Here is a 24,027-nt window from a genome sequence, read left to right on the forward strand (position 1 = left end):
ACCTGGCCATGTCCGGCATCCCGCTCGGGGTCCTCGACCTCATCCCGATCCCCTCCGGCTCCACCGCCGCCGACGCCCTGCACAACAGCATCGATCTGGCCCGGCAGACGGAACGACTCGGCTACGCCCGCTACTGGTTCGCCGAGCACCACCTCAATCCCGGCGTCGCCGGAACCTCCCCGGCAGTGGTGCTGGCCCTGACCGCCTCCGCCACCTCCACGATCCGGATCGGCTCCGGGGCCGTACAGCTCGGCCACCGCACGGCGCTGTCCACGGTCGAGGAGTTCGGCCTGATCGACGCCCTGCACCCGGGCCGCCTCGACCTGGGCCTGGGCCGCTCGGCAGGCCGGCCTCCGCAGCGGGCCGGGGAGGCGGAGCCCTTCGTCGGACACACCCCGAACGGGCTGCGCATCCCGGAGCGCTTCTCCTTCGCGCACCTGGCGGCCCATCCCCGGTTCGTGCTCCAGCAGAAGCTGCTGAACCTGCCCGGTGCCCGGCCGCAGGACTACGGCGAGCAGGTCGACGACGTCCTCGCGCTGCTGCGCGGCGAGTACCGGTCCGGCGAGGGCATCGAGGCGCACGCCGTCCCCGGCGAGGGGGCCGACGTACAGGTGTGGATCCTGGGCAGCAGCGGCGGCCAGAGTGCCGAGACGGCCGGCCGCAACGGCCTGCGGTTCGCCGCGAACTACCACGTCAGCCCGGCCAGCGTGCTGGAGGCGGCCGAGGGCTACCGGGCCGCGTTCAAACCCTCCGCCGAACTGGACCGCCCGTACGTCACCGTGTCCGCCGACGTGGTCGTGGCCGAGGACGACGCCACGGCCCGCGAACTGGCCGCCGGATACGCGCCCTGGGTACGCAGCATCCGCACGGCCGAAGGCGCCATCCCCTTCCCGTCCCCGGCAGAGGCGCGGGCGCTGACAGGCACCTGGACGGACGCGGACCGGAAGGTGGTGGCCGACCGGGTGGAGACACAGTTCGTCGGCTCGCCGCGGACCGTCGCCGATCACCTCGAACGGCTCCAGGAGGCCACTCGCGCCGACGAGCTGCTGATCACCACGATCACGCACGACCACGCCGACAGGGTCCGCTCCTACCGTCTCCTGGCCGAGGAATGGCGCCGCCGCTGACGTGCCCGCCGGGCCGTGCGGGGCGCCGGCCTGCCTGCGTCGTCACCCCGATTTCAGATCGGCAGCGCGAGTGCTGGGCGTCCCATGCGGGAGGGGGGCAGGCCGCCTTGAGGGACCGGCCAGAGGTCTGGCAGGCATGCGCGGTGGCACTCGATCCGCGGCGACACCGCCGAGCGGCCGCCCGGGGTGACGGCTGGTTGGGGACCAGCTGGGGACCAGCGCCCCTGCCCGCAGGTGCACGACACGCGCATTCACGCACATCCCCCGCCCTCAAATACTTGCATATGTCCTATCGCGCCATGGTGGTCGGCCTGAGCACGAGCGCCTTGGCGGCCGGCCAGGTACTCAGGTAGTCGTCCACGCTCTGGTTCGGGTCGGCATTGAACCCGCCGGCCTCGCCCTCCAGGAACCTCCGCAGCGCCCCCGCGGCCGCATCGTGGTTGCGGATCCGCCACGGCGGACGGTTCTCGTGTGACCACCTGCGACCGCCACGACCCATGCGCCTCCCGTGACCTGCGCTTTCCCCCTGTCTTTGCGCCAAGGGCCCCATTCCGGAAAGCGTCCGCACGTTCTTCGTCTCATGGCAGCCGCGTGCCGTTGACCAGCGGGAGACGTTGGTCTTGGAGCCCCCAGGTCCGCAGTCTGGTCCGGGAAGGTCCGCATCCTGGCGGTGTCGGCTCCTGGGGGCTCTCGCCATGTCGCGGATGGCGGATCGCAGCGATGGGCGCTGGCGAATGCGTCCATCGCTTCCGTCAGGGACACCGCCCCGCACTCCGAGGAGGGCGGTTACGTCAACTTCATTGGCCGACGAGGACGAGATCCTGGCGGTGATGCTCGCTGACAGCGGAGAGACTATTGCGGACCTGGCCGTGCTGCGGAGCCAGACCGAAGTGTGCGGCTCCGTCGCCTCGACACCGACGGCCTGGCGGCTGCTCGCCGACGGTGACAGGCGGGCACTGAATTGTCTGCGTTCGGGCCGCGCTTCGGCTCGGGAAGCGCCTGTCTGCAGGCACCCAGACCGGGGGAGCGTGCTCGCCGCCCGGGTCGCCGGACGCATGCTGCCCGGCCTTGTCCTGGAGCTCGACGCCACGCTGGCGCCCCTCCGAGAAGGGGGCGGCGGCACCCACATGCAAGGGCAGTTTCGCGTTCCACCGGCTGGTGTGCTTCCTGGCCGCCACCAGCGAGGTGTTTGCGTGGCTGCAAGCGGCTGGACGGCCAGGTGGCCCTCACGGGATCGTCCTGGAACTTCCCGGGCCGGGGTGGACCTGACCAGCAGGATTCATCTGGCCTGCGACGCCTTCGGTCGCCCGCTCACGCTGCTACGCCGTTGGAGCGAATCCACAAGCCGACGGGATTCCGGGCCCGGTCCGGAGGGGGAGACCCAGCATTGTGACAGGCCATGTAGCAGGACACGTCATTCCGTACGAGGTACAGGGCAACGGTCCGGAGCGGGTCCTCGCACTCCACCACTGGCTGAGCGACAGGTCGAGTTTCGGCCATCTGCGGCGGTACCTTGACGGAGGCGCGTTCAGTTACGCCTTCGTGGACTGCCGTGGGTACGGCGAGGCGATGGACACCCCCGGTACGTACACGATGGAGGAGGTCGCGGCGGACGCCCTCGCCGTGACCGACGACCTCGGCTGGGACACCTTCTCGGTCATCGGCCACTCCATGGGCGGCAAGGCGGCGCAGCTGATGTTGCTGGACGCCCCCTCGCGGGTCCGCTCGATCGTCGGCATCTCGCCGGTACCCGCGTCCGGGTTCCCGCTCGAAGGGGAGATGTGGGAGCTGTTCGTCGGGGCCGTGGAGGGTTCCGGCAACCGTAGGACGATCTTTGACGTCACCACCGGCGGTCGGCACGACGATGCATGGCTGGATGCCAGGGTGAGCGGCTCGGAACGCTCCTCGTCGGCTGCCCTGCGCTCGTACCTCGAATCCTGGACTCGCGGCTCCGACATCCACGAGCGGATCGAGGGGAATCCGATCCCGGTGCTTGTCGTGGCTGGTGCGAACGACCCGGCGATGGGCCCTGACACCATGCGGTCCACCTGGCTGCAGTGGTATCCGAACGCTGAGCTCGAGGTCTTCGACGACGCCGGCCACTTCGCCCCGGATGAGAGCCCGCAGGCCCTGGCGGAAGTGGTCGAAAGGTTCCTCGGCCGCTAGTCTCCGCCTCTCGCTTGCGGCAGCGTCCGGATGCCGAGGGGAAACGCGAAAGTGCCTCCTGAGCTTGGGATATGAGGCCTGTCCAGGGACGCGCCTATAGCGGCCGGGGAAGACGTCCGACCGCTGAAGTCAGTTTGGGCACCGGCTGGTCTGCCGCCCCTGTCGGCGGGGCCGCAGGCCGGGCGCCCGTGTGGCTGCGCCAGCGCGTGCGGTGAGGTCGCGGTTGCACGGTGGCAGAAAGGCCGGGGCAGACGATTCGGCCTGCCATTACCAACCGGCGTCCCGCTGCGTGCGCGGGCCTGGACCGAACGGGGCTGGTGTGGGGCATGAGCGGGCCGGGTCAGCCCTGTGCCTTGATGTGGTCGATGACGGCGGTGAAGGCTTCGGTGGGTGAGAAGTCCACGTATTCGCAGTCCTCGAGGGCCACGGGGACGTGCCCGGACGGCCAGTAGAAGGCCTGGCCCGCTTCGTAGGTCTCCTCCCCGTCCTTCGTCACCATCTTCAGCCGCCCTTTGAGCATGTAGCCCCAGTGAGGGCAGGCACAGAGGCCGTCGGGCAGACCGGTCAGGGCAGGCCCCATGTCGGTGCCCTGCGGAAACCGAACGAAGGCAACGGACAGTCCGTCTCCGATCGCCTGCGTACGGACTTCGACGCCTCCGCCGTCGATCACGACCGGTGTGTCATCCCGCGTCGTCGCCGTCATGGCCCTCTCCGTTCGCTGGGACTACGGATGTCCTTCCTCCAGGCTGGCCCCGGCGGACGGATCGCGCCAGGTCGCGAGTGGGGGGCCCAGGGGCGGACGCGTTCGAGCTGGGCTGCGAGGCGCAGGAGGGTTGCCTCGTCGCCGAAACGGCCGAGGAAGTGGACGCCGATGGGCAGGCCGCTGCCGGACCACTACAGGGGTACGGACACGGCGGGGCCGCCGGTGATGTCGGCGACGACGGCGGGGAAGGCGACGAAGGGGGCGCTGCGCTCGGCGGCGCGCAGGCCGTGTTCCCAGTACGCCCGGGTGAGGGTTCGAGCTCGCCGGGGGCGGGGTTCGCGGCCCAGTCCGGCGAGGAGCCCGAGGGCGTCAGGGCGTGTTCGCAGGCCAGCGACCACAGCGCCTCTCGCGAACGCCGTGACCAGCTGGTTTCCCTTGCTGCGGGGCCGGCGGGTGGGGGAGAACCGGCCCCCGTTTGACATGGTTCGAACGGATGGCAGGGTTGTATCTGGGGCCAGTGTTGGGAGGCTCGGCATGGTTTCCGGTGGGGCACGATGTTCCGTAGCACGGCAACTTCCGCTCAGGCTCACGGTCGGCGCGTTCTTCCTGAACTCCGGGCTCTCGAAACTCGGTGCGGACGAGGCCACCGCCGAGAGGCTGCAGCAGTTCGCCGCCACGACCTACCCGTTCCTGGGCAAGCCCGACGCCCAGAAGTTCGTACGGTTGCTCTCCGGAGGGGAGCTCGCCATTGCCGCCACCCTGCTCCTGCCGGTCGTCCCTGCCGCTGTCGCCGGGGTTGCGCTGACCGCGTTCTCCGTTGGCACCGTCGGGCTCTACCTGCGTACACCGGGGATGCGGAAGGAAGGCAGTCTGCGCCCGACCGAGCAGGGAATCGTGCTGGCCAAGGACGTCTGGATGCTGGGCATCGGCATCTCCCTCATCGCCGAGGGCCTGAACGGACACCGGTGACGCACCACGAGCACGTCGGCCGCCAGGGCTGCCGTACGCGCTCCGTGACCGCCATCGCATCCGTCCTGGTCGAAGGGGCAAGTCAGGGGCGCACATGGCCATGACCAAATGGTTCTTCGAGCCCGGTCACACCGCGGCGGAGTTCCGTGCCAGGCACATGATGGTCACCTACGTGCGGGGGCAGCTCAAGAACGTGCACGGCTTTCTGGAGGTCGATGCCGACGAGCCGGAGAAGGCGCGCGTCGAGGCGACGGTCGACGCGACCCAGGTGTACACCGGTCAGCCCCAGCGCGACGCCCACCTCCGCAGCGCCGATTTCTTCGACGTCGAGCACCACCCGACCTGGACGTTCGTCGGGTCGCGCATTCACCAGGTGAGCGGAACCGAGTTCGAGGTGACCGGAGATCTCACGGTACGTGGAGTGACGCGCCCCGTAACCTTCGACGTCACCTACTTGGGACAGTGGGATACGCCTTGGTGGGAGGAGGGGCGGGACCTCGGGCCCAGGCGACGCGCCGGTTTCGCCGCCACAACGCGTATCAATCGGCATGACTTCGGTGTGAGTTGGAACGATGTCGTCGACCACGGCGGCGTGGTCGTCAGCCCCATGGTCGATGTGACGGTCGACGTCGAGGCCGTCCTCGAGCCCATCGGAACGGCCGCCTAGTCGGCCGGGCCGTAGTGGAATCCGAGGTGGCCGACGTCGTCGAGCTCCGACGGGGTGCCTGTGGGTCGGAAGACCCAGTCCGGGTTTTCGGCACGCAGCTCGGTGGCGCGGCGGGTGAGGGCCGTTCGCCCGTGGTTGAGCGCCCTGCAAAGGAGGCTTGACCTCAATCGGGCTTGAGGTGTGACGATGATCCACATGACCACGGAATCCACAGTCCGCGCGGCAGACATCGAAGCGATCGGCCGGCTCGTCGCCACCGTCGAGCACTCACAGCAGAACAAGGACCCCGAGGAGTTCCTCGGCCTCTTCCATCCGGAGGCGATCTGGACGACGGCCCACGGGAAGGTCCTCATCGGATTCGACGCGATCGCAGAGTTCACCCGCAAGGTCCTCCCCTCAGCGAGCTGGGACGGCAAGGTCACCTACCAGGTGGACCACGTGCTCTTCATCCGCCCCGACGTCGCGGCGGTCAAGGTCCGTCAGCGTTACCTGGCCCCGGGCGAGGAGAGCGAGGGCGCCCCGCTGTACGTGATCTCGAAGCAAGCCGACGGCCGCTGGCTGCTGACCGCCTGCCAGAACACGGGAGTTGTCGCCGACTAGGGGGAGTTGGAAAGCTGTCACAGCGTGAGGAGTAACGGTCTTAGCTCCTCTACACTCCTATACTTTGGCCCATGTAGTCCATGACGAAGGCGTGCCGCTGAGCAGGATGCCGAGGGCCTCACCGCGCTGGTGCAGAGGTCCAGCGCCTATCAGGGGCCGTACGCCACGGTGATTTCCGGCTACCGGGTCACGGCTGACTGCATCGACCGGCATCAGGTCTTCGCGGCGATCGAGACGACCGGGCCGTTGGCTTCCGGCCGATCATTGTTGTCAACCACCGTCCAGCCATCCGCCCTGTCGCCACTACCCTCCGACCTCCTCGAACGGCGCACCTGGTTCAGGACCCGGGGTCGGTGACCTCGCACGGGTCGGGGGTGACGTCGCAGGGGGCAGTGGACAAGTCCATGTCCCGGACGTCGCAGGCGATCCGGCCGAGGAGGGTCCGGAACGCTTGGCGCTCATTCTCATCGAGCGCCCCAAGGAGCCGGTCTTCGGCTTCCTGTACCTGCCGCTGCAGCTCCTGGAAGGTGTTGACGCCGTGGTCGGTGGCGACGATCTTGCGCTGGCGGCGATCGGCGGGGTTGAGCCGGCGCTCGACCAGGCCGGCCGTGACGAGGTCGTCGATCAGGTAGGTCATGACCGTGCGGTCGATCCCCAGGTACGTCGCCAGGGCTAGCTGATTTTGCTGGTCGCCTCGGGTGACGACGGCGAGCGTCTGGTAGCCGCGGGCGCCTTGCGGGACGCCGTACAGGACCGACGCGACGACGGTCCTGTACGCGCGCATCAGGACGAGGAGGGAGAGACCGAAGTCCCCCGCGACGTCGACACCGCCGGCGACCGGCGTGGTCGGTGTCTCCGCACTCATAACAGGAATGATACCCGCCCATTCATTGTTGAACAGATCGTCTGCGCAGCATGCGATCTATCGGACAGCGCACTTCCGCGACGAAGCGCCGCAGATGAGAAGGCAACCGTCATGCTCAAGATCGGCATCATCCTCGGCAGCACCCGCCCCAACCGCAACGGCGAACAGGTCGCGAAGTGGGTGCTCGACACAGCCTTGCGCCGCGACGACGCCGCGTTCGAGCTCATCGACCTCCGCGACCACCCCCTGCCGCACTTCGATGAGCCGATGCCGCCGATGTCCGGCCAGTACCAGAACGTGCACACCAGGCAATGGGCGGCCAAGATCGGGGCGTTCGACGGGTTCGTCATCGTGACACCCGAGTACAACCACGGCATCCCCGGCGTGCTCAAGAACGCCATCGACTACCTGTACGCCGAGTGGAACAACAAGGCGGTCGGCTTCGTGTCCTACGGCGGGGTCGGCGGCGTCCGGGCCGTCGAGCACCTGCGCCTCGTCGTTGCCGAGCTCCAGATGGCCGACGTACGACAGCAGGTCGCACTCTCGATGATCACCGAATTCGAGAACTTCAGCGCCTTCAAGCCTGGGGCCCACAGCCTGACCGCCCTGGAAACGATGCTCGACCAGGTCATCGCCTGGAGCGCCGCGCTCGCACCGCTGCGCACGGCCTCGGCCGCCGCTGCCTGAGCCGCCCGCCGGCTGTTCCTGCAGATCATCCTCCCAACGCATCACCGGGTTCGTGGACGACAGGAGTTCGACATGAGCGAAGCACTCGACCGGAACGCGAAGGTCATCGCGGAGTTCCGGGCGAACGAGGGCAGGGTCGGCGGGGTCTTCGAGGGCGCTCCGCTGGTCCTCGTCCATCACCGCGGACGCAAGAGTGGGCAGGAGCACGTCAGCCCGATGATGTACCTCCCGCACGACACCGCGCCGGACATCGTCTATGTCTTCGCCTCCAAGGGCGGAGCACCCACCGACCCGGATTGGTACCGCAATCTGACCGCCGCCGGTGAGGGCACCATCGAACGCGGCACCGCGACCTACCAGGTGACCGTGCGCGAACTGACCGGCGCCGAACGCGACCGCATCTACGCCGAGCAGGCACGGCGTTACCCCGGCTTTGCCGAGTACGCACGAAAGACTACTGGAATCCGCACCATTCCCGTGCTCGAACTCCGGCAGGCGTAGCCCACCCCCCAGAGGTCGCCCCGCGCGCCGTCCGCGTCAACACCGTCTCACCGGGCTTCATCCAGACCACCGCCGCAGACAACCTGGTCGCCAAGATCGCCCAGGAGGCCGGCGCCACCCGGGAAACCGCCCTGGACCGCCTCATGGGCTCACTCGGCGGGATTCCCCTCGGCCGCCCCAACCGACCGGAGGAAGTCGCTGAACTCGTCGCCTTCCTCGTATCCGACCGCGCCTCGGCCATCGTCGGCGCCGAACACGTCATCGACGGCGGTACCACCCCCGCCGTCTGAGCCCCCACAGTCAGGAGGACCGTCATGCCGAGCCATCAGCCCCACACCATAGCCCCGAGCGACTTGCCCAAGACGATCACCCGCTACCTGCGGGCCCACCGGGACCACGACACCTCGACCGCAGTCACCGCCTTCACCAGCGACGCCACGGTGACCGATGACGGCAAGACGTACCAGGGCGCCACTGCAATCGAACGGTGGCTGGACCGCTCCGCCACCGAGTTCACCTACACCATCGAACTCACCGAAGCGCAGCAGATCGATCCTGCCCACTACGTCGCCACACATCACCTCGAAGGCAACTTCCCCGGAGGCAGCGTCGACCTGCGCTATCAGTTCAGCCTCCGCGACGAACTGATCGAGCGCCTGGTCATCGAGCCCTGATCCGTCTGGGCGTGCTCCCTCCGGCCCTCAGTGGTCGCGGCAGCGGCAGCGTCCCGTCCGAACGGCCCGGGCACACCAGCCAACTTCCGGACCCTGTTCAAGGCGCACCTCAGGGTTCCATCCGGTCCCCGGCTCCCACGCAGTGCCGTGTGCTCGTGATGCCGTAGTCCTTGCGGCTGATCGGCACCGAGTCGCCCAGTGCCAGCGCCCGCCCCACACGCTCCTGCGCGCGCGACCCCGACAGCAGCCCCCGCACCTGCTGCCAACCGGTCCTAGAACCCAGTCGGCCCCCGCGTGACACCTGGGGCGCAGCATCGTTGAACGGTGCAATCCCGATCCGGGCCCGGAACGTCATGGCCGACCCGCGGGACGTCGGGACAGGTGCGTGGTGCCGATGGTCCCTCCGGGCCGGGTTCAGCCGTCGGGGCGGGACTCCGCCGTGTGCCGAAGCGTAACGAGCAGGCCGGACCGCTGCGTACTGCTGAGGCGTCGCCCCCTGCGGACATGGACGGACAGGAGAATCCGTGGTCGAGGTGATGGCGATGACCCCCGTCAGGGAGGACGGCAGACTGGGAAGCGCCGACGCTCATCCCGCCTTCGCCGACCCTGCGTATGTGCTCCGCCGTGACGCCATTGCCGCCGGCGCCGCAGGGCATCGGGTGGGCGCGCCGTCGCCCATCGTCGAGTACACGGCTGCCGAACACGGGGTCTGGAGGCGGGTGCACGCAGCTTTGGCGGGAGCACGCGAGGGGCGCGTGTGCCGTGTGGTGGAAGAGGCCTGCCGACAGGCGCCGATTCCCTCCGATCGCGTGCCACAGCATGCCGAGGTCGGAGACCGGCTGCGTGAGCTGTCGGGGTTCACCTTCACACTGGCCGGAGGCATCGTGCCCAACAAGCGGTTCCTGGGCGCGATGGCCGACGGCTACTTCCACGCCGTGCAGTACATGCGGCACCCGGCTGTGCCTCTGTACGCGCCGGAGCCCGACATCATCCACGACGTCTTCGGGCACGGCATCCATCTGAGCAGCCCCTGGTTCGCCGACCTGTACCGCACCGTCGGCAGGGCGGCCCGCCGTGTGGACAGCGACGACGCCCTCGATCTGATCAGCCGCGTGTACTGGTACAGCCTCGAATACGGCGTCGCCCGCGAGAACGGCACGGTCAAGGCCTACGGAGCGGCGTTGTTGTCCTCCTACGGAGAGCTGCACCGCTTCCACCGGGCCCGCATCCGCCGATGGAACATCCTCGACCTCGTCCGCCAGCCCTACCAGGTCACCGGCTACCAGCCCCTCCTGTTTGCGGTGGACTGCCTGGACCACCTCGCCGAGGAACTGCACGCCTTCCTCGACGACTTCGACGAAACCGCCCGCGAACGACACGGCCTCCCGCCCCTGAGCCGGCGGGGCTCCATGGGCCGCCGCCCCGCCAGGCCCTGAACCGCCCGCCGGCCGTCATCGCCGCCCATGCCAAACGGGGCCCACCCAGAGGACCCGCGAACCCACGCCAGACTGGGAGTCCACGGTTGACCCCGCGGCGCCCTAGATCTGCAGGATCAGGCTCTCCACTTGCTCCAGGGCTGACACGCTGGTCTGCGCAGCATCGCGCGCCTTCACGAGCTTCTCCATCCACGTGATCCGCTCGTCCGCGGGCAGCGGTTCCTCGCCCAGCTGGGTGCGCAGACGGCGGGCCTCCTCGAAATCGGCGAGCAAAGCGTCGGCAGCGGCGACTGCGCTCTGATAGCTTCCCTCGGCCAACTCGACGCGGGCCGGCAGCTCCCTTCGGAGGCTGGCCAGCTGATCGCGCGGGTCCACAGGCGCATATTCGTGCACGGTGGCGCCGGCGTCGGCGGGATCGATGGCCCTGGAAGTCGACGGCCCTCCGCTCGCGCCCCCAGCAGCATGGGTCTGTGTGGCGCGGCCCAACTCCACGGGGAACATCTCGTCAAACCACGCCTTGTCGACGACGAAGGAGGTGGGGCGGCCGTCCATGTCCGGGACGAGCACCATTCCCGGCACGATCGCGGTTCGTGCCGTGTCGTCCCAGTACCGCTCGCCGTAACAGACCGGCCGACCCCCCTCGGGTGTCTCGGGTGGCTCCATCGCATCAGGGTGTGCCAACACAGCCCGCGCGAAAGCAAGGAGCAGCGCCCTGCTGACGTGCGGGGTCTGCTCGGTGTACGCCAGCGTCAGGGCCGCGAGCGCACTGGACGGGGTTCGGCGCACACCCTTGCGACTGTCTCCGGCCTCGCTGCCCTGGCCCGGTGTGATCAGCGGCTCAGGAGCATGCATCAGGTTCGGTGCCATCCGGCGCACCAGTGCGGCCCACGCGGTGGGATCGCCGGCCTCGGCCCCCAGGAACAGGTCCTTCAGCGACCTCGGGTCCTGCCCGGACCCTTCCTTTGCCTCCGGCACTCCGAACAGGCCAAGCGCGGAGAGAATGTTGGCCCGGTGCAGGTACAACTGGGCGATGGCCGCGGACCACAGCCTCGTGCGGGCCTCGGCGGTCTTGGCGCGGATCTGACTCCACGCCGGCTCCTGCAGCGCCCCTTGCACAATCGGCCAGAACCATCCGGTGTCACGGACCTGACGCCTCCCCGTCGACGGTGGAGCGGAGGGAACCTCGGGGAAGACGAGCGCTGTGATGGCCCGGATGGCCACGTCCCGCATCGTGACCGGCGAGACCTCCTCGCCTGGCGGCAGCAGGGAGGCCAGCGGATCGAGCGGCCCATTCGCAGTCAAGGCATCGCGCACGCCCCCCAAGTCGAGCAGTTCCGCCCCCCGCGCGGTGGGGAAGGTGTCGGCGAGCACTGCACCGAGCTGGCCCTCCTTGGCGTACGCGTCGACGAGCGTGGCGAACAGAGCGATCAGCCGTGCGTCTTCGTCGTAGGGCTGGATTCCGCGCAGGTGGTCGTTGACGTTCAGCGCCCGAAGCACGTGCTCCAGCGCCTCCGGCTTGCTGCAGCCGATGACAATCTCCATCGGAACGGTGGCGACCTTGGAGGCGCGCTTGGCCGCGTGCTCGGGTTCTGTCTCCTCCGCAGCACTGGCCTCGTTGAGGCCGGCCGAGACACGGTTGAGGATCTCGCGCTGGTTGAGCAGCAGCAGAGTCGGGTCGTTCTTCTCCTTCGGCAGCGGACACAGAGACTGGGGCATACCGGTGACCAGGTGTTCCGGGCGTAGTCCGAAGATATCGAGGCGGGCCAGCGCCCGGTTGTTGGCGGTCACCGCCACCATCCGCCACAGGCTGGAGGACGTACCGTCGGCAGTCTTGATCTGCCACTGCTGCAGCACGCTCATGCCGCGAGTGAGCTGCCCTGAGGCAACCAGGGACTCAGTGAGGTCGTAGCCTCGAGTCTTGCCTGCGCGCCGCAGGTTGGCCGCAGCGTAACGCTGGATGTGTACCGCCACCTCATACGGTTGCTCCGCGAGCGTCAGGGCTGACATGGGCTGACCGTTGTCGTCTACCGCCTGGACTACGGGGCGGGGCCGACGGTGCCCAAGCGCGGCCAGGAGGGCGTCACGTTCGCGCTTGGCATCCCTCACTTTCCGGGCTGCCTCAGCGAACTTCTCCCCCGCGGCGGCGAGCGCCTCGGCGGCATAGGTCTCGTCGCCGGGTGCGCGGCGGCGGGCGTCGCGCTCCTTTTCGGCGATCCTCTGTTCCTTCTCGGCCTTCTCCAGCGCCGTTTCGGCGGCGATCAGGGCTGAGACGCGTTGCGTTGCCTCCGGACTGGGCGGTGTCCAGGAGCTGACCGTACGGTCATTGAGGTCCCACGGCACCACGGCAGCACCGTGGACGTCACAGATGAGGAGGAGGACCGTGTCGGCGCCCGCCTGCACCGGCCGACACGTGTTGGGGCGCAGGACCTTCTTCCCTCCTACGGTGGCCACGATCTTCTTGATCTCAGTGTCGCCGAGGGCGGTGGCGAGGCCCTCGGTGATCGCAATACGCGGGGGCGGGACCACGCCGTGCTGCTCGCAGGTGTTCTCGACCGCGTCAGCCAGGTGCTTAGCCCAGGTATCGGTGCCGATGTATGGGTAAACGCCATCGGGTCGTTTGTAGGCCACGGGACTGTCGCCTTTCCCCGGCAGGCGCCGGGCGAAAAGCACGCTCTGCCTCTGCGGGAGCGTGACACGCGCCCGAAGGCCAAAGCCTCGCGCCAGCGGGATGCAGGCCGCTCACAGTGGGAGTGCGACATGTTCCGCTCCGTACGATCCGACTGCCGGCGCCCGTAGAAGGATCGGCCCGAACAGCACCCCGTATGGTGCCTGGGCATCTCGCGACTTGCTCCTGCTCCGCCGTCGGCGGCATGAGGCGGACGACGGTGACGAACCACCGACGTGCAGAGGGGAATCTGCCACCAGAAGGAGGGCTGAGCGGCCAGGATCCGTATGCGCTCACCCCATCGGGTGATCTTCTTGGCGAATCACCTCATTGGGAGGCGCATTGGGAAATAATCCGGCCTCCCCATTGTCCGTCGAGGAGGTGGGAACGCTCTTTGCCGGCTCCGGGGCGGCGAGCGGAGATCAGCCGGGACAGAAGCGGCCGTCGCACGAGTTGGCGTGCACGTCCGCTCGGTCATAGGCCAGGCAGGCACTTGGGGCGCCACATACCCGAGCGCACTACCGCGCCGCTGCCCACCGGCTGGACTACACCGCAGGGCAGCTCGACGACGAGCGCAGGTCCCGTGTCCCCGTCGACCCGGGTGCCCTCATCAAGCAGCTGGACGGGCTCGCGGACGGGGAGCCCGGCGGGCATGCAGAGGGCCGTGAGGCCCTGGGACGGTGCCGGGGCGGGTTGACCGGCAAGCTCCATCTGCTGGCGGATTACCGCCGCCGGCCCTTGGTTTGGCTGACCGGCCCCGGCCGGCGCGGGTACACCCCGATGTTCATCCCGTTCAGGCAGGCCCTGAACGGGGGCCGCGCCGGGCCCGGGCGCCCCCGGAGTCGACCGGGCCGGGCCCGCGGCGACACGGCGTACTCCAGCCGTGCCGACCGCGCCTACCCGCGTAAACGCGGAATCAAAGCAACAAGTGCGCAGCCGGACGACCAGCGCGTGGAGCGCCGCAGGCGCGGCCGGGGTCGGTGTCAGCGGCGGCCGATGATCCCCGCGAACAGTGCCAGGGAGACGGTGCCGGACTTCTTGGCAGCCGCGCCGACGGCGCCCCAGCTGCCGATGGACTGCCCGTAGTTGGCCGTCAGAGCGGCACCCGTGGCTGCGGTCTTCGGGTCGGACATGTCCGTGCCGGAGGCCAGTTCCACGACCAGGGGGACCTGGGTGGAGAGGTTGACCGAGCCCTGAAGGACCTTGCCCGCGATCTTTCCGGAGGTGGCGGATCCGCTGACGACCTTGGCGCCCTTGGTGCCGATGTAGTTGAAGACGGCCGAGGCATCGGAGGCGGCGGAGCCGCCGGTGGTGGCGAGGAAGGTGCGGCCGGCGGTCTTGGAGACGACGCTGGCCTTGGAGACCGCGTTGCCGGCGGTGCCGATCGTCTTCATGGCGGCTCGGCCGGCCTTCAGGCTCTTGGCGACCGCACCGATCCCGGGGAGGGCCGCGAGGGCGTCGGCGCCGAGACCGGCGAACGTCGTGGCGTCCCAGTCGCCCTTGATGGACGCGTCCACCGTGTGCGCTCCGAGCGAGGCGACAGCGGTGACGACGGCGATCGGCCCCGCGATCGGGGTGAAGACCGGGATGAGGGCCAGAACGCCGGAGACCGCGGAGACGATGCCCAGAATGTCACCGAACAGCGACCAGAATCCGCCGCCCTGCTCGGCGGCCGCCTTGCGCGCGGCCTCGGCCTTGAGCCACTCGAACTCCTGGCCCCGCGTCGTGATGATGCGGGTGAATTCGCGGTCGGTGAGCAGGGCCTGGAGCTGGAACTCGGCCTGGAGGGCGATGGCGGTGTCGATGAGGTCGTAGAGGTAGCCGTCGGGGATCCGGTCCCGGGCGTAGCCGTTGTCCTTGAGCCGCCAGTAGTTCCCGGTGAAGCTCATGCCTCCCATGGCGAGGGAGTAGTTGGGGCCGGTGTTGCGGGCGATCTCCGGGTGCATGAACGACATCACGCCCTGCACCGAAAAGCGCAGCCACTCCAGGTCGCTGCTTGAGGGCGGGAAGGGCGATTCCGCGGACGGTGCCCACTCCTGGAGCTGCGTGTACTGCTTCTCCAGGTCGTCCTGGAGGGACTGCGTGAAGGCTTCGGCCTGGCGCGCCGCTTCCGGGTTGGACTCCAGGTAGGCCCGGTACTCCTCGTCCAGGCGCCGTAGGGCGGAGAGGATCTGGTTCTCCTGGAAGACGAACATCCGCAGCAGCTGGTCGATCTTGTACCGGTCGGCGTCGGTGAGCGTGTTCGGGTCCCAGCCCCAGATCCTCAGGGCGTCCCGCTCGTTGCCGGTGTACATGTTGAGTTCGGAGTGGATGGCGCCGACGTACTTGTCGCTGCCCGGGTCGAAGCCGAGGCTGTAGAGCTGCTCGCTGATCTGGTACGAGATGCGCATCGCGGGCTGATCCCTTCTCAGGCGGCTTCGGCGAAGACGATGGTCCGGCAGACCTGGGCGAGGATCTCGACGCAGTCCTCCCACTCGGCGGTGTTCTCCGTGGCGATGGCGAAGTCCGCCATCGCCAGCCGGCCCGGGATGGGCACGAAGACGTGGAGCTGGCGCACGACGGTGGCGCCACCTCCCTCGCCCAGGAGGTTCACCGGCCGCTCCACCTTCCTCTCCTCGGTGAGCAGCACCGCCGGCCCGGCTTCGAGGCGGACGACACCCACCTCGGCATCCGGGTAAAGGGCGCCCATGGTGCGAGCCAGACGGTGCACGGTCAGCTCGTTCGACAGCTCACTGGGGCGCGCGGTCACCGTCAGCGTCACGGACGACAGCCGCTTCTCCGGTTCCTCGCGCGTCGGCCCGGAGAGCAGGGTGCCCGCGTAGACGGCGCCCGCCGCGCTGAGCATCTCGTACATCGACTGCTGCGCCAGGACGGCGTGCGCGATTTCCGCCTCCGACGGCTGCGGGTCGACCATGTTCAGCCGGTCGATCAGCCGGTTCGTGTTCACCTCCGCGGATACCGCGAAGTCGATGTCCTGAAAGTCCTCCGGAACTCCGAAGCTCAGCGGCAGATCGATCGTGGCGTCGGGCACGGGCACACTCCAGGGAGACTGGGGGAAAGGGCAGGACGTGCAGGAGCCGTCACGGGCACGATCACGGATCGTGCCCGGCTGCGCCATCCTCCGGAACTCTCCGAACACCCGACAAGACGGCCAATCAAGCCAAGGGTGACGAACGGCTCGTTTTGCGCGGCGGTGGGGGCCCGGCCCTCGGGGGGGTCGGAGGGCCGGGTGGGTGTCAGGTGTCCATGCCGAAGTAGTGGCCGAAGTAGTCGATGATCTCGGCGCTGTGGGGCAGCAGTTCGGGCAACTGGGCGGCCAGGGTCTCGCGGGTGGCCGTGGCCAGGGCGGTGGCGCTCGTGGCGGCGGGGCGGACGTACGGTTCGAGGCGCCTGATCAGCTCGTAGATGACCCGGCCCCCTCCCGCCTCGGGGTTGACCCAGGCCTCCAGGGTCAGGTCGCCGCTCGGGGCGACCGCCTGCTGCTTGCCCGCGGGCAGCGTCAGGTACTGGTCCTTGCCGTCGAACAGGAAGGCCCGGCCGCCAGTCGCGGAGTCCGCCTCGCCCAGGGCATCAGATGGCTGGACCTCGCCGTCCAAGGCGGCCGGCCACCGCCGCACGGGCCGGCCCCCGGGGGCCTGGCGCGACGCGGCGGCGGAGACCGTCAGACCCCTGCGGCGACCGCGGTCCCGAGCGCCAGGAGTACCAGCCCGGTGACCACGCGCAGCCCCCGCTGCACGGCCGGCCGGGTCATCAGGGCCCGGCCGCGGCTGACGCCCCAGGTGAACAGCAGGTACCAGCAGGCGTTCACGAACGCCCATACGGCGCCCAGCAGTGCGATCGAGGCGAAGGCGGGCCCGTGCGCGGTGACGAACTGCGGCAGTACCGAGACCGCGAAGACACCTGCTTTCGGGTTGCCCAGGTTCGTCGCGAGACCCGTGCCGAAGGCGCCCCAGCTGCCTGTGCGCGGGCCGTCCCGTCCCGGTGGTGCCGGGCCGCCGCGCTGCGCCCGGAGCGTGTTGACCCCCAGGACGACGAGCACCAGGCCGCCGGCGATCCGTACGACGGTGTAGACGCCGGGGTTGGTCAGCAGCAGCGTGGACAGGCCCGCCGCCGCCGACAGGGACCAGACGAGCAGTCCCACCGCGTTGCCGACGATGGTCGCCCGCGCGGCGCCCAGCCCGCCCTCCAGGGTCTGCCGCATCATCATCGCCTGTCCGGCGCCCGGCAGCATCGCCAGGAGCCAGGTGGTCAGGACGAAGAGCGGCAGCTGCGTGGGCATTACGGCCGCCTGACGCGGGCGGCGGCGGGTAATGCGTGGGTGTTGTCCATGAGCGGTTCCTTCCTTCGGTGAAGTCCGGGACGTCGTCGGAGGCGTCACGCGGAGGCTACGCGGCGGTGATCGCAGGACCGTCGGAGTCCGCCTCGTGCGAGCGGCGGCCGCACTCCGCCTCGCGGTCCCGGCCGTTTCTCGACCGGGAATCCGTTGCCCGTGAAGGTCCCCTCTGCTTATCGGAGAGGGAATTTCCCGTGAAGGGACCTTCTTCGCGGTGGTCACGATCGGCTCCGGCCGGGCCCGGTCCGCACGTATGCGCACGTGAGCGGCGTGCGGTAGTCGATCCCGCACCGACGTGGAGACCATACAAGGATCGACGCCACTCACGGGGCGGCATCTTGGGCTTTCCCAGAAGCAGTGAAAGTGCCTCTTCCGTTGCCTCTCCCGCAGTTCGGCCCCGGGGTAGCTTGAAGACCCCTGAGCGACTTTCCTATGGGTTAGGGAGTTCCCATGACCGGCGTCTTGCAAGAAACCGTCGACCGTAATATTCCGGCTGCGGCCGAGATTCTTGACTGCACGCTCCGGGACGGCAGCTATTCCGTGGACTTCAGGTTCACGGAGGAGACCATCCGAGCCGTCCTGACCGGCCTGGAGAACGCGGGACTGGGGCTGATCGAAATGGGTCACGGCCTCGGTCTCAACGCCGGCGAGGCGCTTTCCCGCCCCAGCCTCGTCGGTGACGAACGCTGCTTCGCCGTCGCCGCCGAGACGCTGCGCCGGGCGGCCTGGGGGATGTTCTGCATTCCCGGTCTCGCCGAGCCGGACCACCTCGTGCGCGCCGCCGACGCCGGAATGGGATTCGTGCGCATCGGCGTGGACATCACCGACGTGTCCCCGGCCGGGCACTTCGTCGAGCTGGCGAAGGAACTGGGCCTGCGCACGTTCGTGAACCTGATGAAGACCAACGTCCTCGACGAGGACGGGGTCGTGGCGGCGGTCCGGCGCTGCGCCGGCTTCGGGGCCGACAGCGTCTACCTGGTCGACTCCGTCGGCGGATTCCTGCCGCACGAGGTCGAGGAACTGTTCCGCCGGGTCGGCGCCGAGGTGGCCGTTCCGCTCGGCTTCCACGGCCACGACAACCTCGGGCTCGCCAATGCCAACGCACTGGCCGCCGCGACGGGCGGGGCGCGGTACGTGGACGCCACGCTCGACGGCATCGGGCGCGGTGCGGGCAACACCGTGACCGAGGCCTTCGCCGCGATCCTGACCCGGCACCGGGCCGGCGCCGCCTACGACTACCGGGCGCTGGCCCAGCTGAGCGAGACGGTCGTGCGCCCGCTCCCGCGGCTGCACGACGACCGGACCTTCCAGGTGCTCGGCGGGCTGACGCAGACCCACTCCAGCTTCTTCCCGCTGATCACGCGCTGCGCCGAGGCGGCCGACGTCGACGTCTTCGAGCTGATGACCGCCGTCGCGGAGGTGGAGCGCGTCCGTCCGACGGAGCAGCTGGTCAAGGAGCTGGCCGTCGCCCTGCGGCCCTGAACCCCCGGCGGGCCGGCCGCCGCGGGGCGGCGCTCCGGGGGCGGCTCGCCCGCCGCGCGTCCGCATGACATGCCTCACACGAAATGTCCGCACCATCCCGCCGGAAGCGGAGGGTTCACGCCACCGTGGCGGTAAACGCCAGGACCGATACCGGGATCATGCGGCTATACGAGGCATTCCCTTCCGACCGGGACGGTGGTACGAGGCACTTGCCTGCCGTCACAAGTGCCGATATGCCTCCAACCGGAACTCAACGCTTGATCGCACGAGGTTCCGTGGTTCAACCGACTCCAGTTAGGGTCGGGCCAGTCGGTACGCCGACTGATCCGCCGATATGTACCGATCCGGCTGACGGGGGCCAGGGGAATTCCCTACAGGGAATGGCTGCCGGCTGCGTACGGCACCGTCACTCCCCTCATGTGGCGGCGTGCGCGCGTATTCATATCTGGAGTAATTGAAGATGATGAACTGGGCGAATGTCGAGGACTTCGGAGTCCAGCTCCAGCGCTATCGGAAGCGAGCTCAGCTGAGCCAGAAGACCTTGGCCGACCTTTCCACGGTCAGCGTGCGGGCGGTGCGCAACCTGGAGCTCGGGCGGGTGGCCGCCCCGCGCCGGGAGACCGTACGGCTCCTCGCGGACGCGCTGGCGCTGACCACCGACGAACGGCTCTCCTTCGAACTCTCGGCGGGCGGCGAGGTCGACGAGGTGCTCTTCGAGGCCCTCGGCCTGCCGATCAGCGTCCTGGCCCGTCCCCTCGTCGGACGTGGCCGCGAACTCGATTCCCTCACCCGGCAGTTGCTGGACGACCAGCAGCGCATCACGGTCCTGTCCGGGTTCCCGGGCGTCGGCAAGACGCATCTGGCGGCCGCCGCGGCGGGTGCCGTCGAGGCGACGGGCTCCGCGGCGGTCCTCTGGGTCCGGCTACAGGAGGACTTCGACCGCGGCCCGCTGCAGGCCGCCATCGCCGACCTGCTCGTCGGCGAGGGCGCGGGCGTCAGCAGGCTCGCCCGGCAGATCGGCGACCGCGCCTCGCTGCTCGTCCTCGACGGCAACGACCACGGCCTGGTCCGTCGCGAGACCGTGTGGACCCTCATCCGCGAGTGCCCGCGCCTGAGCGTCCTGGAGACCGCCCGCGTCCCCCACGGCGTCTCGGACCACCACAGGTTCCTGGTGTCCCCCCTCGCCACCCGGCGCGCGGAGCCGCCGCAGGTCCCTCCCGCGCACGCGCCGGCCCTGGACTTCCTCCTGCGGCGCCTGGCCGACCTGCGGCCCGGCTTCCAGGCCGGCGAAGGCGAGCTGCGCAAGCTCGCGGAGATCTGCGCCCGGCTGGACGGCCTGCCCAGCGCCCTCGAGTCCGCCGCCTCCTGGGCCACCGTGATATCCACCGACGAACTGCTGACCATGGCCCGGGAGGAGCCGGAGGCCCTGGCCAGCCACCCCGCGATGCGGACCGACCCCGTGGCTGCGGCACAGGACGTACTCGCCCAGCAGACCCCCGTCATCCAGGACCTGGCCCTGCGGCTCGCAGGCCGGTCCGAAGGCTGGACCGTCGACCAGGTCGTCCGGCGGTCCGGGCTGCCCAGGGCGCAGGCGGCCCTCGCCCTCCAGTCACTTCTGCACGCCGGCCTGATCGCCGAGGTCCCCTCGAAGCCGGGCGGTCCCGTCCGCTTCACCCTCCTCAATCTCGTCCGGGCCGCGACGCGGGGCCGCTCCCCGCTCGCCCCCAGGCTCGCGCTGCGCGCGAGCTGACCCACCTTTCGCCATCTGTTCCTGGAAACGGAGTACCCATGCGCCTTTGCACCCTGACCGTGGACGGCCGGGAGGACGTCGGCATCGCGGTCGACGGCGGGATCGTCCGGCTCAGCGTCCTCGCCGAGCTGACCGGGACCGCGCTCGGTCCGACCCTCTTCGACATCGTCGTCGGCGACCAGCTGGGCAGCATCCGGGAGGCCCTGGCCGACCCGCAGGCCAGGGCCAAGGCCGTCCACTCCGCCGAGGTGGCCTTCGGGCCGATCTACCGCCACCCGCCCAAGCTGTGGGGAGTCGGGCTGAACTTCCGGGGGCACGCCGCCGACCTCGACGTCGAGCAGCCCGTCGGCACCCCCGGCTCGTACCTGCGTCCGAGCAGCTGCGTCATCGGCGACGGCGACGAGATCGTCCTGCCGGCCCAGTCGGACCGCGTCACGGCGGAGGCCGAACTCGGCGTGGTGATCGGCCGGACCTGCCGGGACGTCGCGCCGCAGGACGCGGCCTCCGTCATCTTCGGCTACACGACCATCCTGGACATGACCGCCGAGGACGCGATCCGGGTCAACCCGCGCTACATCCCGTGGTCCAAGGCGTTCGACACGTTCTGCAGCCTCGGCCCGTGGATCGTGACCCCGGACGAGGTCGCGGACCTCTCCTCGATCCGCATCTCCACGGTGGTCAACGGCGATACCATCGCCACCAACCAGGTCTCCGCCATGATGCGCGACCCGTACTGGCAGGTCGCCCACTTCTCGGGCGGCATGACCCTCGACGCCGGATCCGTCCTCTCCACGGGTACGCCCGGGGCCGGGGTCATCCAGGACGGTGACGTCGTCGAGGCCGTGGTCGAGGGGATCGGCACCCTCCGCAACACCGTGCGCCGCGCCGCGCGCTAGGGGGCGCACCCCCGAGGGCCGGCCACCCCGGCCGGCCCTCCGCCGCGGTCCCCGGTGTCCGGCCCCGGCAGTACCGCCCGTATCTACAGGCACGGCCGCTCCGATAACATGTTCGGCCTAACAATGATCACGTCGAAACATGAACATCGGCCGAAAAATTGATATCTGCGGTAACGCGAGTGTTCTCCGGAAAAGACGGCGGAACGGAGCCTCCCGTGTGGCGTCGGCCCCGGGTGGTGCTGTGGGCTGCCGCGAGCCTGATCGGCCTGGGGTTCCTCGTCGCCCTGGAGATCGCCTCGCGCCATTACGGCTCCCCGGGGCCGATCACCGCCCAGGCACGCGAGGTGATCTTCCCGCCCCGGTCGGGGACGGTGCTGTACGCCGCCATGACCCTGATGCTCGTGGTGCTCACCTGGCGGCAGCGGTTCATCGCCGTCGGCGCCGCGGTCGGCATCGACCTGGTCTTCTGGCTCGTGCGCTGGGCGGTGGGCGCCCCGACGATGTTCGGCAACGGCGCCCTGATCGTGACCCTGGCCTGCGCCGTCATCGCCGTCACCCGCCGCTCCGGCCGGGAGCGCACCCTGCTGCTGAAGGGCGTCGGACTGGCCCTGCTGCTCGTGACCGGCCGCAAGACCGGCTACACCTGGCTGGACATCACCGCGCAGACCCGCCCGATGGTGCTCGACCAGTACGTGGCGACCGCCGACCACGCGCTCGGCAACCCCTCATGGGTGGCCGGCCGCATCGTGCAGGCCACCGGCGCCGTCGGCGCCCACGTCCTGGACTGGGTGTACATCCAGCTGGCGGTCGGCGCGGTCCTCGTCGCCCTCTACCAGCTGCGCAACGTGGCGTCCGAGCGCCGCTTCCCCAAGCACCACCTGGTGCGCACCTTCCTGGTCGTCGGGCTGCTCGGACCGGGCATCTACATGATCTTCCCGGTGGTCGGCCCGGTCCTCGCCTACGGCGCCGACGGCGGCCAGTGGGCCCTGGCCGACCTCTGGCCGAACACGCCGCCGCCGCTCGGCACCCCGCAGGCGATGCTCTTCGACGGATTCACCCCGCGCAACTGCATGCCGAGCCTGCACACGGCGTGGGCCACCGCGATCTTCATCCATTCGCGGAAGGGCCCGCGGGCCCTGCGGTTCCTCGGTTCCTTCTGGCTGGTCGCCACCCTCGGCGCCACGCTGGGATTCGGCTACCACTACGGCGCGGACATCCTCGCCGGCGTGGTGTTCACGGTCACGATCGAAGCCGCGCTGCGCGCCGTCGACCGGGGCCGGGACCGGCGGGGGCTCCTGCTGGCCGGGTACGGAACGGCCGTGTTCACCGCGCTGCTGCTCTCCTACCGCTACCTGTCGCAGGAGCTGGCCGCGCTGCCGTGGCTGTGCGGGCCGCTGCTCGTCCTGGCGGCGGCCTCGGTGGTCTACGGCTACCTGCGGACCACGAGGCTGTGGGACCGCGAGGCCCCGCAGGCGGCCGTGCCGCAGCCCCGGCGCGAGCCTCAGCCCGAGCTGGTCTGAGCGGCCGGACCGTCCTCGGGGTCTTCCTGCGGCGGGTCCGTCAGCAGGCCGGTCCGCAGGGTCGCGAGGGTCCGGGTGAGCAGCCGGGACACGTGCATCTGCGAGATGCCGAGCCGCTCGCCGATCTGCGACTGGGTGAGCTCCTGGCCGAAGCGCAGGGACAGGATCTCCCGGTCCCGCTCGGGCAGCTCCGCCAGCAGCGGCTTGAGGGATTCCAGGCACTCGATGCGCTCGTAGACCGGCTCCTCCTCGCCCAGCGGGCGCTGGGCCGTACCGGAGTCGGCGTCGTCCTGCGCCGGGGCGTCGAGCGACCGCGAGGCGTACACCTGGGCGGCCCGGCGTCCCTCGGCCAGCTCGGCCTCCGTCAGTCCGAGCCGGTCGGCCAGCTCGGCGTCGGTGGCGCCGCGGCCCAGGTCCTGCTCCAGCTCGTCGGAGGCCTTGGCCAGGTTCAGCCGGAGCTCCTGGAGCCGGCGGGGGACCTTGACGGCCCAGCTGGTGTCGCGGAAGAAGCGTTTGATCTCACCGGTGACGGTGGGCAGCGCGAAGGTGGTGAACTCCACCCCGCGGCTGACGTCGTACCGGTTGATGGCCTTGATCAGGCCGATCGTGCCGACCTGGACGATGTCCTCGAAGGGCTCGCTGCGGCCGCGGAAGCGGCGGGCGGCGTACTTGACGAGGCTGAGGTTCAGCTCGACCAGGGTGTTGCGCACGTACGCGTACTCGGCCGTGCCCTCCTCCAGGGCGTTCAGCCGGCGGAACAGGGACCGCGAGAGGGTCCGGGCGTCGGCGGTGCTGGCCTTGAGCGGTTCGGCGAGCAGGTCCGCCACGGGCTCCCCCAGCGGTGTCGCCGGGTGGTCCTGCGGCGGGGCGGTACGGCAGGCGCTCCGCGGGGTTCCGCGGGTGGGGCGGGTGCGGGTCTGCTGGATTCGGGTCATGGAACGGACCTCCGACCCATGTCGGGTTTCATCCCTTTCATACCCGTTCCT

General features: G+C 69.7%; 23 protein-coding genes and 1 pseudogene. 14 read left to right on the forward strand and 10 right to left on the reverse strand.

The features are described from left to right. Positions 1–8 precede the first annotated feature (8 nt). On the forward strand, positions 9–1,127 hold the full coding sequence (locus B4U46_RS29405; RefSeq protein ID WP_079430660.1) for an LLM class flavin-dependent oxidoreductase: 1,119 nt from the start codon (positions 9–11) through the stop codon (positions 1,125–1,127). 289 nt (positions 1,128–1,416) lie between these two features. Here B4U46_RS29405 and B4U46_RS29410 read toward each other — a convergent pair whose 3' ends face one another. Then, positions 1,417–1,626 (reverse strand): hypothetical protein, encoded by a 210-nt coding sequence (locus B4U46_RS29410; protein ID WP_079430661.1) that lies wholly within the window; start codon positions 1,624–1,626, stop codon positions 1,417–1,419. Between the two features lie 890 nt (positions 1,627–2,516). Here B4U46_RS29410 and B4U46_RS29415 point away from each other — a divergent pair. Then, the gene (locus B4U46_RS29415; protein WP_079430662.1) at positions 2,517–3,293 is read left to right on the forward strand and encodes an alpha/beta fold hydrolase; all 777 of its coding nucleotides are present in this window, start codon (positions 2,517–2,519) and stop codon (positions 3,291–3,293) included. A gap of 340 nt (positions 3,294–3,633) precedes the next feature. Here the strand turns inward: B4U46_RS29415 and B4U46_RS29420 are convergent, their stop codons facing one another. Beyond that, a complete protein-coding gene (locus tag B4U46_RS29420; protein WP_079430663.1) occupies positions 3,634–3,996 on the reverse strand; it encodes a hypothetical protein in 363 nt (120 codons plus the stop codon). 191 nt (positions 3,997–4,187) lie between these two features. Then, entirely contained in the window at positions 4,188–4,394 is a 207-nt protein-coding gene (locus B4U46_RS40410; RefSeq protein ID WP_199848284.1) for a hypothetical protein, read from the reverse strand. Between the two features lie 136 nt (positions 4,395–4,530). On the opposite strand from B4U46_RS40410, the gene B4U46_RS29430 reads away from it, so the two are divergent. From B4U46_RS29430 to B4U46_RS29440, 3 genes are all read left to right on the forward strand, one after another. Beyond that, a complete protein-coding gene (locus B4U46_RS29430; protein WP_079430664.1) occupies positions 4,531–4,965 on the forward strand; it encodes a hypothetical protein in 435 nt (144 codons plus the stop codon). 94 nt (positions 4,966–5,059) lie between these two features. Further along, positions 5,060–5,632, forward strand: coding sequence for a YceI family protein (locus B4U46_RS29435; RefSeq protein WP_079430665.1), 573 nt, complete (start codon positions 5,060–5,062; stop codon positions 5,630–5,632). A 186-nt stretch (positions 5,633–5,818) separates the two neighbouring features. Beyond that, complete coding sequence (locus B4U46_RS29440) at positions 5,819–6,232, forward strand: SgcJ/EcaC family oxidoreductase (RefSeq protein ID WP_398898834.1); 414 nt, start codon at positions 5,819–5,821, stop codon at positions 6,230–6,232. Between the two features lie 337 nt (positions 6,233–6,569). On the opposite strand, the gene B4U46_RS29450 is transcribed toward B4U46_RS29440, so the two are convergent. Then, positions 6,570–7,097 carry a MarR family winged helix-turn-helix transcriptional regulator gene (locus B4U46_RS29450; RefSeq protein WP_079430667.1) on the reverse strand — a complete coding sequence of 176 codons (528 nt, stop codon included), beginning with the start codon at positions 7,095–7,097 and terminating at the stop codon, positions 6,570–6,572. Positions 7,098–7,208: 111 nt separating this feature from the next. On the opposite strand from B4U46_RS29450, the gene B4U46_RS29455 reads away from it, so the two are divergent. The 5 genes and pseudogenes from B4U46_RS29455 to B4U46_RS29475 all read left to right on the forward strand — a co-directional run bounded on the left by B4U46_RS29455 (position 7,209) and on the right by B4U46_RS29475 (position 10,395). Next, positions 7,209–7,784, forward strand: a complete 576-nt coding sequence (locus tag B4U46_RS29455) for an NADPH-dependent FMN reductase (protein ID WP_079430668.1) — start codon at positions 7,209–7,211, stop codon at positions 7,782–7,784. A 72-nt stretch (positions 7,785–7,856) separates the two neighbouring features. Beyond that, on the forward strand, positions 7,857–8,285 hold the full coding sequence (locus B4U46_RS29460; RefSeq protein WP_079430669.1) for a nitroreductase family deazaflavin-dependent oxidoreductase: 429 nt from the start codon (positions 7,857–7,859) through the stop codon (positions 8,283–8,285). Between the two features lie 11 nt (positions 8,286–8,296). After that, a pseudogene (locus B4U46_RS29465) lies at positions 8,297–8,575 on the forward strand (SDR family oxidoreductase); the annotation flags it as partial. A gap of 24 nt (positions 8,576–8,599) precedes the next feature. Further along, the gene (locus tag B4U46_RS29470; RefSeq protein WP_079430670.1) at positions 8,600–8,959 is read left to right on the forward strand and encodes a nuclear transport factor 2 family protein; all 360 of its coding nucleotides are present in this window, start codon (positions 8,600–8,602) and stop codon (positions 8,957–8,959) included. A 542-nt stretch (positions 8,960–9,501) separates the two neighbouring features. Next, positions 9,502–10,395 carry a phenylalanine 4-monooxygenase gene (locus B4U46_RS29475; protein ID WP_237293382.1) on the forward strand — a complete coding sequence of 298 codons (894 nt, stop codon included), beginning with the start codon at positions 9,502–9,504 and terminating at the stop codon, positions 10,393–10,395. A gap of 102 nt (positions 10,396–10,497) precedes the next feature. On the opposite strand, the gene B4U46_RS29480 is transcribed toward B4U46_RS29475, so the two are convergent. From B4U46_RS29480 to B4U46_RS37590, 5 genes are all read right to left on the reverse strand, one after another. After that, positions 10,498–13,023, reverse strand: coding sequence for a hypothetical protein (locus B4U46_RS29480; RefSeq protein ID WP_079430672.1), 2,526 nt, complete (start codon positions 13,021–13,023; stop codon positions 10,498–10,500). A gap of 1,020 nt (positions 13,024–14,043) precedes the next feature. Then, positions 14,044–15,450 (reverse strand): hypothetical protein, encoded by a 1,407-nt coding sequence (locus B4U46_RS29490; protein ID WP_079430674.1) that lies wholly within the window; start codon positions 15,448–15,450, stop codon positions 14,044–14,046. A gap of 17 nt (positions 15,451–15,467) precedes the next feature. After that, positions 15,468–16,091 carry a hypothetical protein gene (locus B4U46_RS29495; RefSeq protein ID WP_079430675.1) on the reverse strand — a complete coding sequence of 208 codons (624 nt, stop codon included), beginning with the start codon at positions 16,089–16,091 and terminating at the stop codon, positions 15,468–15,470. Positions 16,092–16,296: 205 nt separating this feature from the next. After that, a complete protein-coding gene (locus B4U46_RS29500; protein ID WP_079430676.1) occupies positions 16,297–16,656 on the reverse strand; it encodes a hypothetical protein in 360 nt (119 codons plus the stop codon). A 65-nt stretch (positions 16,657–16,721) separates the two neighbouring features. Further along, positions 16,722–17,339: a LysE family translocator gene (locus B4U46_RS37590; protein WP_159036700.1), complete on the reverse strand. Its 618-nt coding sequence runs from the start codon at positions 17,337–17,339 to the stop codon at positions 16,722–16,724. 504 nt (positions 17,340–17,843) lie between these two features. Between B4U46_RS37590 and B4U46_RS29510 the strand changes: the two genes are divergently transcribed. The 4 genes from B4U46_RS29510 to B4U46_RS29525 all read left to right on the forward strand — a co-directional run bounded on the left by B4U46_RS29510 (position 17,844) and on the right by B4U46_RS29525 (position 23,041). Next, positions 17,844–18,875 (forward strand): hypothetical protein, encoded by a 1,032-nt coding sequence (locus B4U46_RS29510; RefSeq protein ID WP_079430678.1) that lies wholly within the window; start codon positions 17,844–17,846, stop codon positions 18,873–18,875. Between the two features lie 463 nt (positions 18,876–19,338). Next, a complete protein-coding gene (locus B4U46_RS29515) occupies positions 19,339–20,625 on the forward strand; it encodes a helix-turn-helix domain-containing protein (RefSeq protein WP_159402129.1) in 1,287 nt (428 codons plus the stop codon). Between the two features lie 38 nt (positions 20,626–20,663). Next, positions 20,664–21,521 (forward strand): fumarylacetoacetate hydrolase family protein, encoded by an 858-nt coding sequence (locus tag B4U46_RS29520; protein WP_079430680.1) that lies wholly within the window; start codon positions 20,664–20,666, stop codon positions 21,519–21,521. 215 nt (positions 21,522–21,736) lie between these two features. Continuing rightward, positions 21,737–23,041 (forward strand): phosphatase PAP2 family protein, encoded by a 1,305-nt coding sequence (locus B4U46_RS29525; RefSeq protein ID WP_237293161.1) that lies wholly within the window; start codon positions 21,737–21,739, stop codon positions 23,039–23,041. On the opposite strand, the gene B4U46_RS29530 is transcribed toward B4U46_RS29525, so the two are convergent. After that, on the reverse strand, positions 23,023–23,976 hold the full coding sequence (locus B4U46_RS29530; RefSeq protein WP_079430681.1) for a SigB/SigF/SigG family RNA polymerase sigma factor: 954 nt from the start codon (positions 23,974–23,976) through the stop codon (positions 23,023–23,025). The genes B4U46_RS29525 and B4U46_RS29530 overlap by 19 nt on opposite strands. Positions 23,977–24,027 lie beyond the last annotated feature (51 nt).

The sequence above is a fragment of the Streptomyces katrae genome (assembly GCF_002028425.1).
GTDB lineage: Bacteria > Actinomycetota > Actinomycetes > Streptomycetales > Streptomycetaceae > Streptomyces > Streptomyces katrae_A.

What these genes read in the sequence shown, in the direction of transcription:
- B4U46_RS29405 (WP_079430660.1), top strand. Translation starts at nt 9, where the DNA reads ATGTCCGGCATCCCGCTCGGGGTCCTCGACCTCATCCCGATCCCCTCC.
- B4U46_RS29410 (WP_079430661.1), bottom strand. Translation starts at nt 1,626, where the DNA reads ATGGGTCGTGGCGGTCGCAGGTGGTCACACGAGAACCGTCCGCCGTGG.
- B4U46_RS29420 (WP_079430663.1), bottom strand. Translation starts at nt 3,996, where the DNA reads ATGACGGCGACGACGCGGGATGACACACCGGTCGTGATCGACGGCGGA.
- B4U46_RS29430 (WP_079430664.1), top strand. Translation starts at nt 4,531, where the DNA reads ATGGTTTCCGGTGGGGCACGATGTTCCGTAGCACGGCAACTTCCGCTC.
- B4U46_RS29435 (WP_079430665.1), top strand. Translation starts at nt 5,060, where the DNA reads ATGGCCATGACCAAATGGTTCTTCGAGCCCGGTCACACCGCGGCGGAG.
- B4U46_RS29440 (WP_398898834.1), top strand. Translation starts at nt 5,819, where the DNA reads ATGATCCACATGACCACGGAATCCACAGTCCGCGCGGCAGACATCGAA.
- B4U46_RS29450 (WP_079430667.1), bottom strand. Translation starts at nt 7,097, where the DNA reads ATGAGTGCGGAGACACCGACCACGCCGGTCGCCGGCGGTGTCGACGTC.
- B4U46_RS29455 (WP_079430668.1), top strand. Translation starts at nt 7,209, where the DNA reads ATGCTCAAGATCGGCATCATCCTCGGCAGCACCCGCCCCAACCGCAAC.
- B4U46_RS29460 (WP_079430669.1), top strand. Translation starts at nt 7,857, where the DNA reads ATGAGCGAAGCACTCGACCGGAACGCGAAGGTCATCGCGGAGTTCCGG.
- B4U46_RS29470 (WP_079430670.1), top strand. Translation starts at nt 8,600, where the DNA reads ATGCCGAGCCATCAGCCCCACACCATAGCCCCGAGCGACTTGCCCAAG.
- B4U46_RS29475 (WP_237293382.1), top strand. Translation starts at nt 9,502, where the DNA reads ATGACCCCCGTCAGGGAGGACGGCAGACTGGGAAGCGCCGACGCTCAT.
- B4U46_RS29490 (WP_079430674.1), bottom strand. Translation starts at nt 15,450, where the DNA reads ATGCGCATCTCGTACCAGATCAGCGAGCAGCTCTACAGCCTCGGCTTC.
- B4U46_RS37590 (WP_159036700.1), bottom strand. Translation starts at nt 17,339, where the DNA reads ATGCCCACGCAGCTGCCGCTCTTCGTCCTGACCACCTGGCTCCTGGCG.
- B4U46_RS29510 (WP_079430678.1), top strand. Translation starts at nt 17,844, where the DNA reads ATGACCGGCGTCTTGCAAGAAACCGTCGACCGTAATATTCCGGCTGCG.
- B4U46_RS29515 (WP_159402129.1), top strand. Translation starts at nt 19,339, where the DNA reads ATGAACTGGGCGAATGTCGAGGACTTCGGAGTCCAGCTCCAGCGCTAT.
- B4U46_RS29520 (WP_079430680.1), top strand. Translation starts at nt 20,664, where the DNA reads ATGCGCCTTTGCACCCTGACCGTGGACGGCCGGGAGGACGTCGGCATC.
- B4U46_RS29530 (WP_079430681.1), bottom strand. Translation starts at nt 23,976, where the DNA reads ATGACCCGAATCCAGCAGACCCGCACCCGCCCCACCCGCGGAACCCCG.